Origin of the sequence: Rathayibacter sp. AY1F4 (assembly GCF_002931775.1) — a bacterium.
Classification (GTDB): Bacteria; Actinomycetota; Actinomycetes; order Actinomycetales; family Microbacteriaceae; genus Rathayibacter.
On the sequence record NZ_PSVE01000018.1, the window covers coordinates 1 to 15,528 of the forward strand.

Below are 15,528 nucleotides of genomic sequence, written 5' to 3' on the forward strand. Positions count from 1 at the left end.
CCCCAGAGGAAGCCGGCGGGCCAGTCGCGGACGGCGAGCCTCTCGGAGCAGATCGCCCGCGCCGACAGGCTCGCCGTCCGCGACTGGCCCGCCGGCTTCCTCTGGGGATCCGCGACCGCCGCCGCCCAGATCGAGGGCGCCGGCCACGAGGGCGGCAAGGAGGACAGCATCTGGGACGCCTTCTCCCGCGTCCCCGGAGCGGTCGCGAAGGGCGACACCCCCGAGGTCGCGGTGGACCACTACCACCGGATGCCCGCGGACGTGCGGCTGATGAAGGAGCTGGGGCTCGGCTCCTACCGCTTCTCGGTCAGCTGGGCGCGCGTCAAGCCGGGCGACCGCGCGGTGAACCCCGAGGGCCTCGACTTCTACTCCCGCCTGGTCGACGAGCTGCTCGGCGCCGGCGTGCTGCCGTGGCTCACCCTCTACCACTGGGACCTCCCGCAGGCCGTCGAGGAGACCGGCGGCTGGGCGAACCGCGACACCGCCGAGCGCTTCCGGGACTACGCCGAGGCCGTCTACGAGAGCCTCGGCGACCGGGTGCAGCACTGGACGACGTTCAACGAGCCGTTCTGCTCGACCCTGCTCTCCTACGGGGCGGGCGTGCACGCCCCCGGCGTGATCTCGCAGCAGAAGGCCCTCGCCGCCGTGCACCACACGCACCTCGCCCACGGGCTGGCCGTCTCGACGCTCCGGCAGCTCGGAGCGCAGAACCTGGGCATCACGCTCAACCTCTCGAACGCCGTCCCCGACGACCCCGAGGACGAGGCCGACCTCGACGCCGCACGCCGCTTCGACGCCCTCCAGAACCGGATCTTCCTCGACCCGCTGCTGCGCGGCGAGTACCCCGAGGACCTGCTCGAGGACGTCGCCGGGCTCGGGCTCGACGAGCTGATCGTCGACGGCGACCTCGATCTCATCTCGCTCCCGCTCGACTTCCTCGGTGTGAACCACTACCACGACGACAACGTCTCGGCGCATCCGCTGCCGGCCGGAGCCGACGACTTCGCCCAGGCGACGGACCGCGAGGTCGGCTCCCCCTGGGTCGGCTCCGAGTTCATCACCTTCCCGTCGCGCGGGCTGCCGCGCACTGCGATGGACTGGGAGGTGAATCCCGACGGGCTGCGCTACCTGCTGACCCGCCTGGGCCTGGAGTACGAGAACCTCCCTCCGCTCTACGTGACCGAGAACGGCGCCGCCTACGACGACGTCGTCGAGGACAGCCGCGTGCACGACCCGGATCGCACGCAGTACGTGCTCGACCACGTCGAGAAGGTCGCCGACGCGATCGACCAGGGCGCCGACGTCCGCGGCTACTTCGTGTGGTCCCTCCTCGACAACTACGAGTGGGCCTGGGGCTACGAGAAGCGCTTCGGTATCGTGCGCGTCGACTACGACACGCAGGAGCGGATCGTGAAGGACTCGGGCCTGGTCTACTCCCGACTGCTCGGCGGCAGCGCCGCGGCGATCCTGGACTGACCCGTGAGCGAGCCGACGGGCGTCCGCGGCGGGGGCCGCTCCCCCACCCTCGAGATGGTCGCGGCGCGGGCCGGAGTCTCGCGCGCGACGGTCTCGCGGGTGGTCAACGGCGCCCCGCAGGTGGCGGCCGAGATCGTGGCCGCCGTCGAGAAGGCGATCGGCGAGCTCGACTACGTGCCCAATCACGCGGCGCGGATGCTCGCCTCGCGGCGCACGCAGTCGATCGCGCTGATCGTGCCGGAGTCGACCGCGCGCGTCTTCGCGGACCCGTTCTTCGCCTCGATCGTGCAGGGCGCCGCGATGCGCCTGGCCGACACGGACTACACGCTCTCGATGCTGATCGCGTCCGAGACGGACGGCGAGAAGACGCGGCGGTACCTGCTCGGCGGCAACGTCGACGGTGCGCTCGTGGTCTCGCACCACTCGGGCGACCACTCCTACGCGGCGCTCTCGGGCACGCTGCCGATCGTCTTCGGCGGCCGACCGCTCTCGCCCGACGAGCGCGGCTCCTACTTCGTCGACGTGGACAACACGGAAGGGGCGGCCGTCGCCACCGCGCACCTCATCGAGCGCGGCCGGCGCCGGATCGCCACCATCGCGGGCCCCGCCGACATGCCGCCGGGCGTCGACCGCCTGATCGGCTGGCGCGGCGCCCTCACCGACGCCGGCCTCGCCGACGACCTCGTCGAGTGGGGGGACTTCTCGCCGGCGAGCGGCACCGAGGCGATGCGCCGCCTCCTCGCTCGCGACCCCGACCTGGACGGCGTCTTCGCCGCGAACGACCAGATGGCGGTCGGCGCCTACGCCGCCCTCCGCGAGGCCGGCCGCCGGATCCCCGAGGACGTGTCCGTCGTGGGCTTCGACGACGATCTCTTCGCGCGGAACGCCGTCCCCGCGCTGACCACCGTTCGCCAGCTCCCCGACGAGCTCGGCGCCCGCATGGTGGAGCTGCTGACCGCCCGCATCGAGGGGCTCCCCGTGGAGCACCGCACGCTGATGCCGACGTCGCTGGTCGTCCGCGCCAGCAGCTGACGCCGGCCCGCGAGTACGCGGAAGTCGCGGTACTCGCTCTCGAGTACGCGACTTCCGTGTTCTGGGCGCGCCGACAATCGCTCGGCCCCGTTCAGCAGACCCAGCCGTGGACCCGGAGGCAGGTTCACCGCCGGTTCCGCTCGATTCCGCACGAGTGCGCAGGAGTCGGGGAGGTGGCGAGCGAGGACGGCGAGGTCTGAGGAGTCGCGAGGGCCCGCGTCAGAGGAAGAGCGGCGCCGGGTCGAGCGCGGCGAAGCGGCGGCGCATGACGGCGACCGCGTCGGCGTGCTCGTCGACGAGGACGAAGCGGCGGCCGAGAGCGTGCGCGACGGCGCCGGTCGTGCCGGAGCCGGCGAAGAAGTCGAGGACGGCGTCGCCCTCGCGGCTGGACGCCTGGACGATACGGCGGAGGATCCCCTCCGGCTTCTGCGTCGGGTACCCGGTCTTCTCGCGGCCGGTCGGCGAGACGATCGTGTGCCACCACACGTCGGTCGGCCGCTTGCCGCGCTCGGCCTTCTCGGGGGTCACCAGGCCCGGGGCCATGTACGGCTCGCGGTCCACGGCGGCGGAGTCGAAGTGGTAGCCGCGCGGGTCCTTCACGTAGACGAGGATCGTGTCGTGCTTGGTCGGCCAGCGTCGCGTGGCCTTCGCCCCGTAGTCGTACGCCCAGATGATCTCGTTGAGGAAGCACTCGCGGCCGAAGAGCGCGTCGAGCAGCACCTTCGCGTAGTGCGCCTCGCGGTAGTCGAGGTGGAGGTAGAGGGTGCCGTCGTCGGCGAGCAGCCGCCACGCCTCGGCCAGCCGCGGCTCGAGGAACGACCAGTAGTCGTCGAAGCGGTCGTCGTAGCGGAGCAGGTCGCCGCGGATCCGCTCGTAGCTGCGCCCCTTGAAGCCGGCGATCGTGCCGGTGGTGGAGCGTACCGAGGTGGTCGAGGTCCGCACCTGCGCCCGGCCCGTGTTGAACGGCGGGTCGAGGTAGACGACGGTGAAGGCCCCGTCGGCCAGCTGCGGCAGGACCTCGAGGTTGTCGGCGTGGAACACCGCGCTCCGCGACTCCGGGACGCCGTCCGCGATCTGGATCGTCCTGGGCACCCGGCAATTGTGCCAGTGCGCGCGAGCCCGGCGACACGCTCCGCGCCTCGCGCCCGCGCTCGACGGGTGCCGGGGAGGCTCCGCGTAGAGTGGCGCGATGATCTCCGAGGTGCGCCACGACGAGGACTCGTCCCGCTACACGCTCTGGCTCGACGGCGAGACCGTCGGAGTCGCGGACTACGCCGTCCGCGGCCGCGACGTGGTCTTCCTCCACACCGAGATCGCGCCCGAGCACCGCCACGAGGGCCTCGGCGAGACCCTCGTCGAGGCGGCCCTCGACGACGCGCACGAGCGCTTCGGCGGGCGCATCGTCCCGGCCTGCCCGTTCGTCGCCGAGTTCATCGCCGACCACCCGGACTACCAGGAGCTCCTCGCGAGCTGAGGGGAGCCCGCCGGACCGGTCCGCCGCGTTCCGCTCCGGGTCCACGCGCCGGCGACCGCCGCCCCGGACCCGCCGGTCAGGGGACGCGCCGCAGCCACTCCGGAGTCGAGTACTTCGTCCGCACCAGCTCCTCCGCCGCCGCGTACTCCTCCTCGGTCAGCGTCCCCGCCTCGCCGCCGTGCAGCTGCACGAAGGTCGCCTTCATCCGCTCGATGATCTCGGCGCGGCTGAGCCCGGTCTGGCTGCGCAGCGGGTCGACGCGCTTCACGGCGGAGGCGATGCCCTTGTCCGAGAGCTTCTCGCGGCCGATCCGCAGCACCTGCACCATCTTCTCGGCGTCGATGTCGTAGCTCATGGTCACGTGGTGGAGGACGGCGCCGGACCCCAGGCGCTTCTGCGCGGCGCCGCCGATCTTGCCCGAGGGCGAGGTGATGTCGTTGAGCGGCTGGTAGACCGCGTCGATCCCGAGCGACTGCAGCGCGCTGACGGCCCACTCGTCGAGGAAGGCGTAGGAGTCGGCGAAGGTCAGCCCCTGGACGAGGTCGCCGGGGACGTAGAGCGAGTACGTGACGACGCTGCCCGCCTCCATGAACATCGCGCCGCCGCCCGAGATGCGGCGGACCACGTCGACGCCGTGCTTCGCCGCGTTGTCGAGGTCGACCTCGTTGCGGAGCGACTGGAAGCTGCCGATGACGACGGCGGGCTGGTCCCACTCCCAGATCCGCAGCGTCGGCTCACGGCGGCCCTCGCCGACCGCGGCGGTCAGCACCTCGTCGAGCGCCAGGTGGGTCGCTGGAGGGACGGCCCGGTCGTGCACGATGCGCCAGTCGTAGTCGCGCCAGCTGGTCGCCTTCTGCAGCGAGCGGCGGATCGCGACCGCGACGGCCTCGGGCGTGAAGCCGAGCAGGACCGCGTCGGCCGGGAGCGCCTGCCGGATGGCGGCGGCGATGGACTTCGCGTCGGTCTCGGCCGGCAGGCCCACGACCGCCCGGTCGATGTCGTCGAGGGCCGTGTCGGGCTCGAGGAAGAAGTCGCCCGCCAGGCGGAACCCGGCGAACCTCCCGTCGACCACGTCGAGGTCGACGACCACGAGCTTTCCGCCGGGGACCTTGTACTCGCCATGCATGACGCCAGCCTAGGCGCGAGCCGGGGCGGGGAAGCGCTCACCCAGCCACTCCACGAGATCGGCGGTGACCTCGGTCCGGTTGAGCTCCTGGAACAGCTCGTGCCGCGCCTCCGGGTACACCCGCACCGAGACGTCCGTGTACCCGGCCCGCCGCCGGTAGGCCTGGGCGAGCGCGCGCACCGACCGCTCGCCGCCCAGGGTGTCGTCGGCGCCCACGACCAGCAGCAGGGGCAGCGGATGCTCGGGCCCGCGCTTCGGGCGGCCGACCAGCCGCAGGGTCTCGACCAGCCCGATCCGCTTCGCGAGCGGCGTGGTGAAGGTGAGGGGGTCGTCGTGGAACCGCTGCCAGACCTCCGGGTCGCGGGAGAGCCACTCGAGGCCGAGGCCGCCGGCGACGCGGTGCCGCTTCGCCAGGTCGCCCGCGTTCATGTGCCCGGGGAGGCGGTAGGCCGTGCCGCTCAGCACGAGCGCGGCGTAGGCGCCGGAGTGGTGGTCGACGATCCGCTGCGCCATGAGCGACCCCCACGAGTGGCCGAGCAGCACGATCGGCACGCCGGGGCTCTCCTCCGCGAGCAGCTCCGTCAGCCGGAGGATCGCCGCCTCGGTCGCGCGCAGGCCGCCCGGCCCCAGCAGTCCGAGCCGGGAGGAGTCGCCGCCGTGCTGCTCGAGGCCGGTCCGGCCGTGCCCGCGGTGGTCGTCCGCCGCGACCGCGTACCCGGCGGCGACCAGCGCCTCCGCCAGCTCGACGTAGCGCCCCGAGTGCTCGCCGACCCCGTGGGCCAGCTGCACGATCGCGCGGGGCGAGGGGTGCGGCCACCAGCGGTAGTGGATGACGACGCCGGAGGCGTCCTGGAAGGTCCTGTCGACAGCGGCGCCGGTCATGGTGACCAGTGTGGCGCCCCGGCCGCTGGGCGCGAGGGACGCGCGGAGAACTGAGAAGATACTCACGATCCATCGGCGGGCACCCTGCTCGTCACGGTGCCTCGCTACCTTTTCCCTTGACGAGCGACCCCCGCGACCGTCCCCCGACCCCCCTTCACGAGCGAGGCCAGCCCCTTCATGACCGTATCGCCCCTGATCTGGACCCTGACGATCGTCTTCATCGTCCTGCTCCTGCTCTTCGACTTCTTCTTCCACGTCCGGAAGGCCCACGAGCCCACGCTGAAGGAGTCGTCGATCTGGTCGGCGCTCTACGTCGGCATCGCCGTGCTCTTCGGGCTCGGCGTCCTCGTCTTCGGCGGAGCGACCCCCGGATCGGAGTACTTCGCGGGGTACATCACCGAGAAGGCCCTCTCGGTCGACAACCTGTTCGTCTTCCTCATCATCATGGCGAGCTTCAAGGTGCCCCGCGCCGACCAGCAGAAGGTGCTCCTCTTCGGCATCGTCTTCGCGCTGATCGCCCGCACCGGCTTCATCTTCCTCGGCGCCGCACTGATCAACTCGTTCGCCTGGGTCTTCTACATCTTCGGCCTGATCCTGCTGCTGACCGCGTTCAACCTGGTCAAGCCGGGCGACGACCACTCCAGCGACAACGTGATGGTGCGCCTGGCCAAGCGGATCTTCAAGACGAGCGACCAGTACGACGGCGACAAGTTCTACACGCACATCGACGGCAAGAAGGTCCTCACGCCGATGATCCTCGTCATGGCGGCGATCGGCGGAACGGACATCCTGTTCGCCCTCGACAGCGTGCCGGCGATCTTCGGCCTCACCAGCGACGTGTACCTCGTCTTCACGGCGACCGCGTTCTCGCTGCTGGGCCTGCGCCAGCTGTACTTCCTCATCGACGGTCTGCTCGACCGCCTCGTCTACCTCAGCATCGGCCTCGCCGCGATCCTCGCCTTCATCGGCGTGAAGCTGATCCTGCACGCGCTCCACGAGAACAACCTGCCGTTCATCAACAACGGCGAGCACGTGGAGGTCTTCGAGATCGGCACCGGACTGTCGCTCTCGGTCATCATCGGCGTCCTCGTGATCACGGTGATCGCCTCCCTCGTCAGCCCCAAGGGCCGTCGCATGGCCGCCGAGGCCGCCGAGCGCCGCCGCGTGGCCGAGGCCGCGGGCGCGGACGTCGACGCGACGCACTGAGTCGTCTTGTGCGCCGCAAAGCGGCGCACCGCAGTCGGCTCCCCTAGGCGGTCGGGTCCCGGAGAGCGGGTCCCGACCGCCTAGAACGATCCGCTGACACGCGGATCGCTCGTTCGGCTCGACCGAACGCCGCGGAGCGGCGCACCGCAGTCGGCTCCCCTAGGCGGTCGGGTCCCGGAGAGCGGGTCCCGACCGCCTACGACGATCCGCTGACACGCGGATCGCCCGTTCGACGGGCCGTCTCGTGCGCCGCAGGGCGGCGCACCGCAGTCGGCTCCCACGGGCGGTCGGGTTCCCGAGAGCGGGTCCCGACCGCCTAGCGGGATCCGCTGACACGCGGATCCCCCGTTCGGCTCGACCGAGCACCGCACGCCGGTGCTCCGCGGTCAGCTCCCCTAGGCGCTCAGGTCCCCGAGAGCGGGTCCCGACCGCCGAGAACGCCCCGCCGGATCGATCGCGGACTCCGCTCGCGGAGGGTCAGCGGGCGCGGTAGCGGTGCTCCGGGCGGCCGGTGGTGCCGTAGCTGAGGGTCATCTCGACGAGGCCGCGGCCCGCGAGACCCGAGAGGTAGCGCTGGGCGGTGGCGCGCGAGATGCCGGCGCGCTCGGCCACCTCGAGGGCCGACAGCTCGGCGCCCGACTCGGCCAGGCGCGCCAGGACGAGCTGCTCGGTCGCCGAGCGCGAGGGCTGCGCGGCGGTCGCGTCGCCCGAGTGCAGGATGCGCAGCGCCCGCTCCACCGCCTCCTGATCGGCCGCGCGGTCCTCCCGCAGCACGTTCCGGAACCGCACGTACGCGTCGAGGCGCTCGCCGAGCAGGCGCGCCTCGAACGGCTTGATGAGGTACCCGAGCGCTCCCGCGTGCAGGGCGCGCCGCACCGTCGCCCCGTCGGAGGCGGCGCTCACGACGAACGCGTCGGTGTCGAGCTCGCGGAGCAGCGCGATCCCGCTCTGATCCGGCAGGTGCACGTCGAGCAGCAGCAGATCGGGCGCGTGCTCGGCGACGGCCGCCCGCGCCGCGCGCGCCGTGTGCACCGGAGGAAGGGCCGTCAGCCCCTGCCGCGCCTCGACCAGGTCGGCGTGCAGCTGCGCGACCCGGAAGTCGTCGTCCACCACCAGCACCGTGCGCTCCCGCGCCGTGTCCGCGCTCATGACCCGTCCCCGTCCTGCTCCGGCGACCGCACCGCTCCGGGGAGGCGCGCGCACAGCACGGCCCCCGACTCCGCTCCGCCGGCGTCCGCCAGCCAGACCTCGCCGCCGCGGCGGGCGGCCACCTCACGGCACAGCGGCAGGCCGAAGCCCCGGCCGTGCACGCGACCGTCGTCCTCGACGGGGTCGCCCGCGCCGGCCCGGTCGAACAGCGAGTCCGGATCGAGCACTCCGTCGCCGGAGTCGGCGACCGTCACGAAGAGCGCGTCGCCGTCGTCGAGCAGCTCGACCTCGACGAAGCGCACGTCCCGCCGCCCCTCGACCGCCGCGCGCACCGCGTTGTCGACCAGGTTCCCGACCACCGTGGCGACGTCCTCCGGCTCGACGACGGTGCCGCGCACCAGCGTCTCCTCACCGAGCGTCAGCAGCACGCCGCGCTCGGCCGCCTCGATCCCCTTCGCCCCGACGAGCGCCTGGAGGTACGGCTCCTGCAGCCGGTCGGCGTGCTGCACCGGGTACTTGAGCGGGCCGCGGGTCAGCACCTCGTCGAGGTAGTCGCGCGCCGACGCGGTCCGCCCCGCATCCAGCAGGCCCGCGACCACGTGCAGGCGGTTGGCGAACTCGTGCCGCTGCACCCGGAGCGCGTTGGTCATCGCGCCGACCGCGTCGAGGCGCCGGCTCAGCGCGGCGAGGTCGGTGCGGTCGCGCAGCACCACCACCACGCCCAGGTCGCGGTCGCCGCGGGTCACCCGGCGGATGTCGACGTAGACGATGCGGGAACGGACGACGAAGCCCTCCTCGCCTCCGGGGCGGGGCGGTTCGACGGAGTCCAGCGCGGCGCCGATCGCGTCGGCCAGCGGAACGGGCAGGTCGAGCTCCGCGAGCGGCCGCCCGTGCAGCGCCCGCCCGGTCGGATCGTCGGAGCCGAGGATCGCGGCGGCCCGCGCATTGCAGACGCCGACGCGCCCGTCGCGGTCGAGCGCGAGCACGCCCTCGTCGACCCCGTCGAGCACGGCGGCCTGGTCCTGCACGAGCGAGGTGAGCTCCTCCGGAGCGAGGCCGAGCGTCAGGCGCAGCAGGCGGCGGCGGATGAAGACGGAGGCGACGGCGGCGAGCACCAGCCCGGCGAGCGCCGCGGCGAGGACGCCGAGCAGCGCGGTCGGCAGGTCGGTGAAGACGCTGGAGCGCGCGAAGCCGATGCTGACCTCGCCGACGACCCGCTGCTCCCCCGCGGCGAAGACCGGGACCTTGGCCCGTGCCGACTCGCCGAGCGTGCCGGTGCCCCACGAGACGCTCTCGCGCCCGGCGAGCGCCTCGTCGGGGCTGGTCGAGACCCGCTCGCCGAGGCGGTCCTCGTCGGGGTGGGCGAGGCGGATGCCCTGATCGTCGGTGATCACGACGAAGAGCGCGCCGGTGCGCTGCTCGACGGCGGCGGCGACGTCCTCGAGCGGTCCGCCGCGCAGCTCCGAGGCGGCGGGAGCGCCGGGCACGGCGGAGGACGCGGCGACCGCGGCGCGCACATCGGGGTCCTCGGCGACGGTGCGGGCGATGGCGAGCGCCGTGCCCTCCGCCTCGCCGCGCAGCTGCTGGACGCTGAGCGCGGTGACGAGCCCCGCGCAGACCAGCACGGCGGCCGACACCGTGGCGAGCTGCAGGACCAGGACGTGGGTCGCGAAGCGCATCGGGGCCTCCTCGCCATCGTCGTGCGCAGAATGCGCAGAAGCCACACTATGCGCAGATGTCGCCGTAATGAGCGATACCCCGGCGCCGGACGCGGGGCTGCCTAGGGTTTCCACCATCTCCCGGCCGGCTCTCCCGCCGAGCGCGGGCGGAGGCACTGGACGAAGGAGTCAGCTGTGTTGGTAGTACTCGGTTTCACGATGATCCTGGCCTTCATGGCCCTGATCATGACCAAGCGGCTGACGCCGATGGTCGCCCTGATCGTCGTGCCGACGATCTTCGGCCTCTTCGCGGGCGCCGGCCTCGGCATCGGCGACATGGTCCTCGAGGCCATCGGCAGCCTCGCGCCCACGGCCGCGCTGCTGATGTTCGCGATCATGTACTTCGGGATCATGATCGACGTCGGGCTCTTCGACCCGCTGATCCGCTTCATCGTCCGCGCCCTCGGCGACGACCCGGCGAAGGTCGTGCTCGGCACGGCGCTGCTCGCCGGCGCGGTCTCGCTCGACGGCGACGGCTCGACCACCTTCATCGTCACCACCGCCGCGATGCTCCCGATCTACCTGCGCCTGGGGATGAACCCGGTCGTGCTGACCTGCGTCGCGGGCCTGGCCAACGGCACGCTCAACATCGTCCCCTGGGGCGGACCGACGGTGCGCGCCGCCGCGGCCCTCCAGGTCTCGCCGAGCGAGATCTTCGTGCCGATGCTCCCCTCGCTCGCGGTGGGCCTGGCCGTCACGCTCGTATTCGCCTGGTTCCTCGGGCTCGGCGAGCGCCGCCGCCTCGGCTCGCTCGCGCTGGCCGAGCCGATGCTCGAGCAGGAGCTCGTCGGCGCCGGCCGCGGCTCCTCCTCCCGCTCGGGCGGCGCCCGCACCGGCGGCCTCGCGGCGCTGACCGGGGGCATCCGCACCGTCGCCCGGGAGCGCTTCTCCTTCCTGCGCGGCCCTCAGGCCCTGCGCGGAGCCCAGGTGGCGGTCGCCGCCCGCGTGCAGGCCGACGACGCCGACACCGCGATGGCCGACACGATGCTCGACCCCGAGCGCGAGACGCTGCGCCCGAAGCTGATCTGGGTGAACCTGGTCCTGACCCTCGCGGTGATGACGCTGCTGGTCGCCGACATCCTGCCGCTGCCCTACGTGTTCATGGTCGGCTCCGCGGTCGCCCTCCTGATCAACTTCCCGAAGATGAAGGACCAGGCGGCCGAGATCGTCAAGCACGCGCCGAGCATCGTGGGCGTCGTGTCGATGGTGCTGGCGGCCGGTGTGCTGATCGGCGTCCTCAACGGCACCGGCATGGTCGACGCCATGGCGGAGTGGGTCGTCGCGGTGATCCCGCCGGCGCTCGGCCCGTTCCTCGCCGTGATCACCGGCGTGCTCAGCATCCCGATGACCTTCTTCATGTCGAACGACGCGTTCTACTACGGCATCCTTCCCGTGCTCTCCGAGAGCGCGGCGAACTACGGCATCTCGCCGGTCGAGATGGCGCGCGCCTCCATCACCGGGCAGCCGGTGCACCTCCAGAGCCCGCTGGTCCCGGCGATCCTCCTGCTCGTCTCCCTCGCCGCGGTGAACCTCGGCGACCACCACCGCAAGGTGCTGTGGCGAGCGGTCGTCGTCTCGCTGGTCATGCTCGCCGTCGGCGTGCTGGTCGGCTCGATCCCCTTCGGCTGAGGTCGGCGGAGCGGAGCGCCGAGCGATCGGAACGAGGACGGGACCCCTTGCTGCGGCGGGGGTCCCGTCCTCGTTCCGCGGCTCGGTCCCGCAGCCCGCGCTAGCGCAGCAGCGGCGCCAGGTTCTCGGTCCACACGTCGGAGCCGACCTTGAGGATGAGGGCGCCGACCACGACGAGGAACGCGACCCGGATGAAGCGGCTGCCACGAGCGACGGCCATCCGCGAGCCGAGGTACGCGCCCGCCACGTTGGCGGCGCCCATCAGGAGGCCCAGCAGCCAGATCACGTGCCCGCCCGGCACGAAGTAGAGCAGGGCGCCGAGGTTGGTCGCGACGTTGACGATCTTCGCCTTGGCGCTGGCGAGCAGGAAGTCGTAGCCCAGCGCGGTGATCAGGGCGATGATCAGGAAGGTGCCGGTGCCCGGTCCGATCAGGCCGTCGTAGAAGCCGATCAGGAGTCCCAGCACGGCCGCCGTGACGAGGTGGCGCCGGCCCGCGTGCTTGAGCACCGTGACGCTGCCCAGCGCCGGGCGCGCGATCGTCACGACGGCGACCACGATCAGCGCGACGACGATGATCGGCTTGAACACCGCGGCCGGGAGGAGGCCGGCGAGCGTCGCGCCTCCGTAGCTGCCCGCGAGGGCGACCGCCGCCATCGGCAGCGCGGTGCGCAGATCGGGCTTCGCGCGCCGGTAGTAGGTGATCGCGCTGGTGGTCGTGCCGAAGATCGAGGCCAGCTTGTTCGTGGCGAGCGCCTGCACGGGCGAGATCCCGGGGACGAGGAGCAGGGCGGGGAGCTGGAGGAGTCCGCCGCCGCCCACGACCGCGTCGATCCAGCCGGCCGCGAAGGCGGCGAGGATCATCAGCGCGAGGACGGGGAGTCCGAGATCCTCTGTGAAGGTCAGCATCGGTCGGAAGCGTACGCGAGCACCGCGACCCCCTCGACCTCGGGGGGCGGGCCGCCCTAGGGTCGGCGGCATGCGATTCGGACTCTTCATCCCCCAGGGCTGGCGCCACGACCTCGTCGGCGTCCCGGCCGCCGACCAGTGGCGCACCATGAGCGACCTCGCCCGGCACGCCGACGACGGCGCCTGGGAGTCGATCTGGGTCTACGACCACTTCCACACCGTCCCGCAGGTGACGGAGGAGGCGACGCACGAGGCGTGGTCGCTGATGAGCGCGTTCGGCGCCACCACGTCACGCGTGCGACTGGGCCAGATGTGCACCTGCATGGGCTACCGGAACCCCGCCTACCTCGCCAAGGTCGCGACGACCGTCGACATCGTCTCGGGCGGGAGGGTCGAGATGGGCATCGGCGGCGGCTGGTACGAGCACGAGTGGCGCGCGTACGGCTACGGCTTCCCGCCGATCGCCGAGCGGCTGGGCCGGCTCGACGAGGGCGTGCAGATCCTGCAGCAGGCCTGGACGACCGGGTCCGCGACCCTCGACGGCCGCTACTACCAGGTGGACGGCGCGCAGAACCGACCGCTGCCCCTGCAGGAGGGCGGCATCCCGCTGTGGGTCGCCGGCGGCGGCGAGAAGGTCACGCTGCGGATCGCGGCCCAGTACGCGCAGTACACGAACTTCGCCGGGACCCCGGAGGCGTTCGACCACAAGAGCTCGGTCCTCCGCGGGCACTGCGAGCGCCTGGGCACCGACTTCTCGGCGATCACCCGGAGCTCGAACTACAACGTCGTGATCGGCGAGACGGAGGCGGAGGTCGAGGCGGCGCTGCAGCGTCTCGAGGAGCGCGTGGCCCCGTACCTCGGCGCGGAGGGAGCGGCGTCCTTCGTCGCCGAGTACCGCAGCCCCGACGCGCTCGCGGTCGGCACTCCCTCGCAGATCGTCGACCGGCTCGCCGGCATGCAGTCGCGCGGGATGGACTACGGCATCCTCTACTTCCCGGACGCCGCCTACGACCGGTCCGGCATCGAGCTGTTCGAGCGCGAGGTGCTGCCGGCGCTCTCCTGAGCGCGGAGCGGCGGGGGCTCCTACGCCTCCCGCCCCCCGCCCGCAAGTCCTTGGGGCGCCCCGGCCCCGCGCCTACGGTCGGAGCATGGACGCACAGGACATCCGCTGGAACGACGAAGCCCGCGACAAGATCCTCGAGGACTCGGACAGGGTCCTCCGCGAGGCGGTGCTCGACCTCGCGACGAGCAAGAAGGGCGAGCCCTGGGAGGACGTGTTCGCGGAGCTGAACGCGCGCCTCAAGGACCGCTTCATCGACTTCGAGCCCGGCCCGGACCTCCGCAAGTACGCCGAGGCCGTCTCCGCCGGGGAGATCGAGACCGGCTCGTGAGCGAGCACGACCGCGACGCCGCGCTCGAGGACGAGATCACCTCGATCCACGCCCTCGGCGAGGGCCGCGTCGGCGAGACGGCCGGCCCGGAGGACGAGGACCACGAGCTCTCGCCCGAGCAGGACGCCCGCATCGAGTCCGAGCTGAAGAGCCGGGGCAGCGAGAGCTGATCCCCCCGGTACGCGGAAGGCCCGCTCCCCCTCGAGGGAGCGGGCCTTCCGCGTGCGTCGCGACTACGCCGAGAGGGGCTCGTAGTCGGTGTAGCCCTCGGCTCCTCCGCCGTAGACCGTCTCCTGGACGACCTCGTTCTCGGGGTGCCCGCCCTGCCAGCGCTCGACCAGGTCGGGGTTGGCGATCGCCGGGCGGCCGACGGCCACGGCGTCGGCGTGGCCCTCGCTGATCAGCTCGGTCGCCTCCTCGCGGCTGGTCGGCGAGCCGAAGCCGCTGTTGGCGATGAAGACGCCGTCGAAGCGCGAGCGGAGGTCCTGGACCAGCTCGCCGGCGGGCTCGGCGTGCAGGACGCTGAGGTAGGCCAGGCCGAGCGGGGCGAGCCCGTCGACGACGGCCTCGTAGGTGGCGCGCACGTCGTCGGCGTCGGTCTCGACGACGTCCTGGATGTTGTGGGCCGGCGAGAGGCGGATGCCGACGCGGCCCGCTCCGACCTCGTCGACGATCGCGCGGGTGACCTCGAGCGGGAACGCGGCGCGCTCGGCCGGGGTCCCGCCGTACTGGTCGGTGCGCACGTTGGAGACGGGCGAGAGGAACTCGTGCAGCAGGTAGCCGTTGGCGCCGTGCACCTCGACTCCGTCGAAGCCGGCGTCGATCGCGCGGCGGGCGGCGGCGACGAACTCGTCGCGGACGGTCGCCAGCTCCTCGGTGGTCAGCGCGTGCGGCACCGGGAACGGCTTCTTGCCGGAGGGGGTGTGCACCTCTCCGTCGATGGCGACGGCGCTCGGGGCGACGATGCGGTCGGTGCCGGTGATCTCGGTGTGCGAGACGCGGCCCGCGTTCATCAGCTGCATGACGATGCGCCCGCCCGCGGCGTGCACGGCGTCGGCGACGGCGCGCCAGCCCGCGGCCTGCGCGTCGGTCTCGATGCCGGGCTGCCCGGCGTAGCCCTTGGACTCGGCGCTGGGGAAGACGCCCTCGCTGATCAGCAGGCCCATGCTCGCGCGCTGGGCGTAGTACTCGGCGACGATCGCGCCGGGCACGCCCTGCTCGTCGGAGCGCAGTCGCGTCATCGGTGCCAGGACGATGCGGTTGGGGAGGTCGAGGTCGCCGGCGGTGAGGGGGGAGAACGGATCCACGGGATCGCCTTTCTACGGAGCTGTCTCAGGGGGCTGCCCTGAGGGGGGAGGCACGTGCACCTGCGGCGCACTCCGGGCGACAACCGCGAGCGGAGCACGGTCATTCCTCCTCCCGGCGTTCTCCCATCCCCCGCGCCCCGGGCACGCGGTCGACGGCCTGCCGCCTCCCGACCCCTGCTCGGACACCCGGGCTGTCTACACTCGGGAGGCGACGACGAAGGAGTGTGCGCG

At 72.5% G+C, this 15,528-nt stretch carries 15 protein-coding genes; 8 read left to right on the top strand and 7 right to left on the bottom strand.

What is annotated here, in order from left to right; translation table 11 throughout:
• Positions 1–51 precede the first annotated feature (51 nt).
• Positions 52–1,476 (top strand): GH1 family beta-glucosidase, encoded by a 1,425-nt coding sequence (locus C5C59_RS11920; protein ID WP_104238624.1) that lies wholly within the window; start codon positions 52–54, stop codon positions 1,474–1,476.
• Between the two features lie 54 nt (positions 1,477–1,530).
• Positions 1,531–2,508, top strand: coding sequence for a LacI family DNA-binding transcriptional regulator (locus tag C5C59_RS11925; protein ID WP_104225165.1), 978 nt, complete (start codon positions 1,531–1,533; stop codon positions 2,506–2,508).
• A gap of 219 nt (positions 2,509–2,727) precedes the next feature.
• On the opposite strand, the gene C5C59_RS11930 is transcribed toward C5C59_RS11925, so the two are convergent.
• The gene (locus C5C59_RS11930) at positions 2,728–3,600 is read right to left on the bottom strand and encodes a site-specific DNA-methyltransferase (RefSeq protein ID WP_104225160.1); all 873 of its coding nucleotides are present in this window, start codon (positions 3,598–3,600) and stop codon (positions 2,728–2,730) included.
• Between the two features lie 97 nt (positions 3,601–3,697).
• On the opposite strand from C5C59_RS11930, the gene C5C59_RS11935 reads away from it, so the two are divergent.
• Positions 3,698–3,982 (top strand): GNAT family N-acetyltransferase, encoded by a 285-nt coding sequence (locus C5C59_RS11935; RefSeq protein WP_104238619.1) that lies wholly within the window; start codon positions 3,698–3,700, stop codon positions 3,980–3,982.
• A 76-nt stretch (positions 3,983–4,058) separates the two neighbouring features.
• Here the strand turns inward: C5C59_RS11935 and C5C59_RS11940 are convergent, their stop codons facing one another.
• A complete protein-coding gene (locus C5C59_RS11940; protein ID WP_104238618.1) occupies positions 4,059–5,108 on the bottom strand; it encodes a biotin/lipoate A/B protein ligase family protein in 1,050 nt (349 codons plus the stop codon).
• 9 nt (positions 5,109–5,117) lie between these two features.
• Positions 5,118–5,990 carry an alpha/beta fold hydrolase gene (locus C5C59_RS11945; protein WP_104238617.1) on the bottom strand — a complete coding sequence of 291 codons (873 nt, stop codon included), beginning with the start codon at positions 5,988–5,990 and terminating at the stop codon, positions 5,118–5,120.
• Between the two features lie 177 nt (positions 5,991–6,167).
• On the opposite strand from C5C59_RS11945, the gene C5C59_RS11950 reads away from it, so the two are divergent.
• Positions 6,168–7,196: a TerC family protein gene (locus C5C59_RS11950; RefSeq protein WP_104223866.1), complete on the top strand. Its 1,029-nt coding sequence runs from the start codon at positions 6,168–6,170 to the stop codon at positions 7,194–7,196.
• 477 nt (positions 7,197–7,673) lie between these two features.
• On the opposite strand, the gene C5C59_RS11955 is transcribed toward C5C59_RS11950, so the two are convergent.
• Together C5C59_RS11955 and C5C59_RS11960 are read right to left on the bottom strand one after the other, a co-directional pair.
• A complete protein-coding gene (locus C5C59_RS11955) occupies positions 7,674–8,345 on the bottom strand; it encodes a response regulator (RefSeq protein ID WP_104223865.1) in 672 nt (223 codons plus the stop codon).
• Complete coding sequence (locus tag C5C59_RS11960) at positions 8,342–10,024, bottom strand: ATP-binding protein (RefSeq protein ID WP_104238616.1); 1,683 nt, start codon at positions 10,022–10,024, stop codon at positions 8,342–8,344. Before C5C59_RS11960 ends, C5C59_RS11955 begins: the two co-directional genes overlap by 4 nt.
• Positions 10,025–10,222: 198 nt before the next feature.
• Between C5C59_RS11960 and C5C59_RS11965 the strand changes: the two genes are divergently transcribed.
• Complete coding sequence (locus C5C59_RS11965) at positions 10,223–11,692, top strand: CitMHS family transporter (RefSeq protein WP_104233156.1); 1,470 nt, start codon at positions 10,223–10,225, stop codon at positions 11,690–11,692.
• Between the two features lie 100 nt (positions 11,693–11,792).
• On the opposite strand, the gene C5C59_RS11970 is transcribed toward C5C59_RS11965, so the two are convergent.
• Positions 11,793–12,599, bottom strand: a complete 807-nt coding sequence (locus tag C5C59_RS11970) for a TSUP family transporter (protein ID WP_104223862.1) — start codon at positions 12,597–12,599, stop codon at positions 11,793–11,795.
• Positions 12,600–12,669: 70 nt separating this feature from the next.
• Here C5C59_RS11970 and C5C59_RS11975 point away from each other — a divergent pair, with 70 nt between their 5' ends.
• The 3 genes from C5C59_RS11975 (at position 12,670) to C5C59_RS17340 (ending at position 14,160) form a co-directional block, all read left to right on the top strand.
• Positions 12,670–13,662, top strand: coding sequence for an LLM class F420-dependent oxidoreductase (locus C5C59_RS11975; RefSeq protein ID WP_104238615.1), 993 nt, complete (start codon positions 12,670–12,672; stop codon positions 13,660–13,662).
• Between the two features lie 85 nt (positions 13,663–13,747).
• Positions 13,748–13,990: a hypothetical protein gene (locus tag C5C59_RS11980; RefSeq protein ID WP_068251275.1), complete on the top strand. Its 243-nt coding sequence runs from the start codon at positions 13,748–13,750 to the stop codon at positions 13,988–13,990.
• Positions 13,987–14,160: a hypothetical protein gene (locus tag C5C59_RS17340; RefSeq protein ID WP_160035225.1), complete on the top strand. Its 174-nt coding sequence runs from the start codon at positions 13,987–13,989 to the stop codon at positions 14,158–14,160. The genes C5C59_RS11980 and C5C59_RS17340 overlap by 4 nt, the downstream gene beginning before the upstream one ends.
• Positions 14,161–14,223: 63 nt before the next feature.
• Here the strand turns inward: C5C59_RS17340 and C5C59_RS11985 are convergent, their stop codons facing one another.
• On the bottom strand, positions 14,224–15,297 hold the full coding sequence (locus C5C59_RS11985; RefSeq protein ID WP_104238614.1) for an alkene reductase: 1,074 nt from the start codon (positions 15,295–15,297) through the stop codon (positions 14,224–14,226).
• Positions 15,298–15,528: the final 231 nt, after the last annotated feature.

Coding starts and splice junctions, on each gene's coding strand:
- C5C59_RS11925 (WP_104225165.1), top strand. CDS start 1,531: ATGGTCGCGGCGCGGGCCGGAGTCTCGCGCGCGACGGTCTCGCGGGTG.
- C5C59_RS11935 (WP_104238619.1), top strand. CDS start 3,698: ATGATCTCCGAGGTGCGCCACGACGAGGACTCGTCCCGCTACACGCTC.
- C5C59_RS11940 (WP_104238618.1), bottom strand. CDS start 5,108: ATGCATGGCGAGTACAAGGTCCCCGGCGGAAAGCTCGTGGTCGTCGAC.
- C5C59_RS11945 (WP_104238617.1), bottom strand. CDS start 5,990: ATGACCGGCGCCGCTGTCGACAGGACCTTCCAGGACGCCTCCGGCGTC.
- C5C59_RS11950 (WP_104223866.1), top strand. CDS start 6,168: ATGACCGTATCGCCCCTGATCTGGACCCTGACGATCGTCTTCATCGTC.
- C5C59_RS11955 (WP_104223865.1), bottom strand. CDS start 8,345: ATGAGCGCGGACACGGCGCGGGAGCGCACGGTGCTGGTGGTGGACGAC.
- C5C59_RS11960 (WP_104238616.1), bottom strand. CDS start 10,024: ATGCGCTTCGCGACCCACGTCCTGGTCCTGCAGCTCGCCACGGTGTCG.
- C5C59_RS11965 (WP_104233156.1), top strand. CDS start 10,223: ATGATCCTGGCCTTCATGGCCCTGATCATGACCAAGCGGCTGACGCCG.
- C5C59_RS11970 (WP_104223862.1), bottom strand. CDS start 12,599: ATGCTGACCTTCACAGAGGATCTCGGACTCCCCGTCCTCGCGCTGATG.
- C5C59_RS11975 (WP_104238615.1), top strand. CDS start 12,670: ATGCGATTCGGACTCTTCATCCCCCAGGGCTGGCGCCACGACCTCGTC.
- C5C59_RS11980 (WP_068251275.1), top strand. CDS start 13,748: ATGGACGCACAGGACATCCGCTGGAACGACGAAGCCCGCGACAAGATC.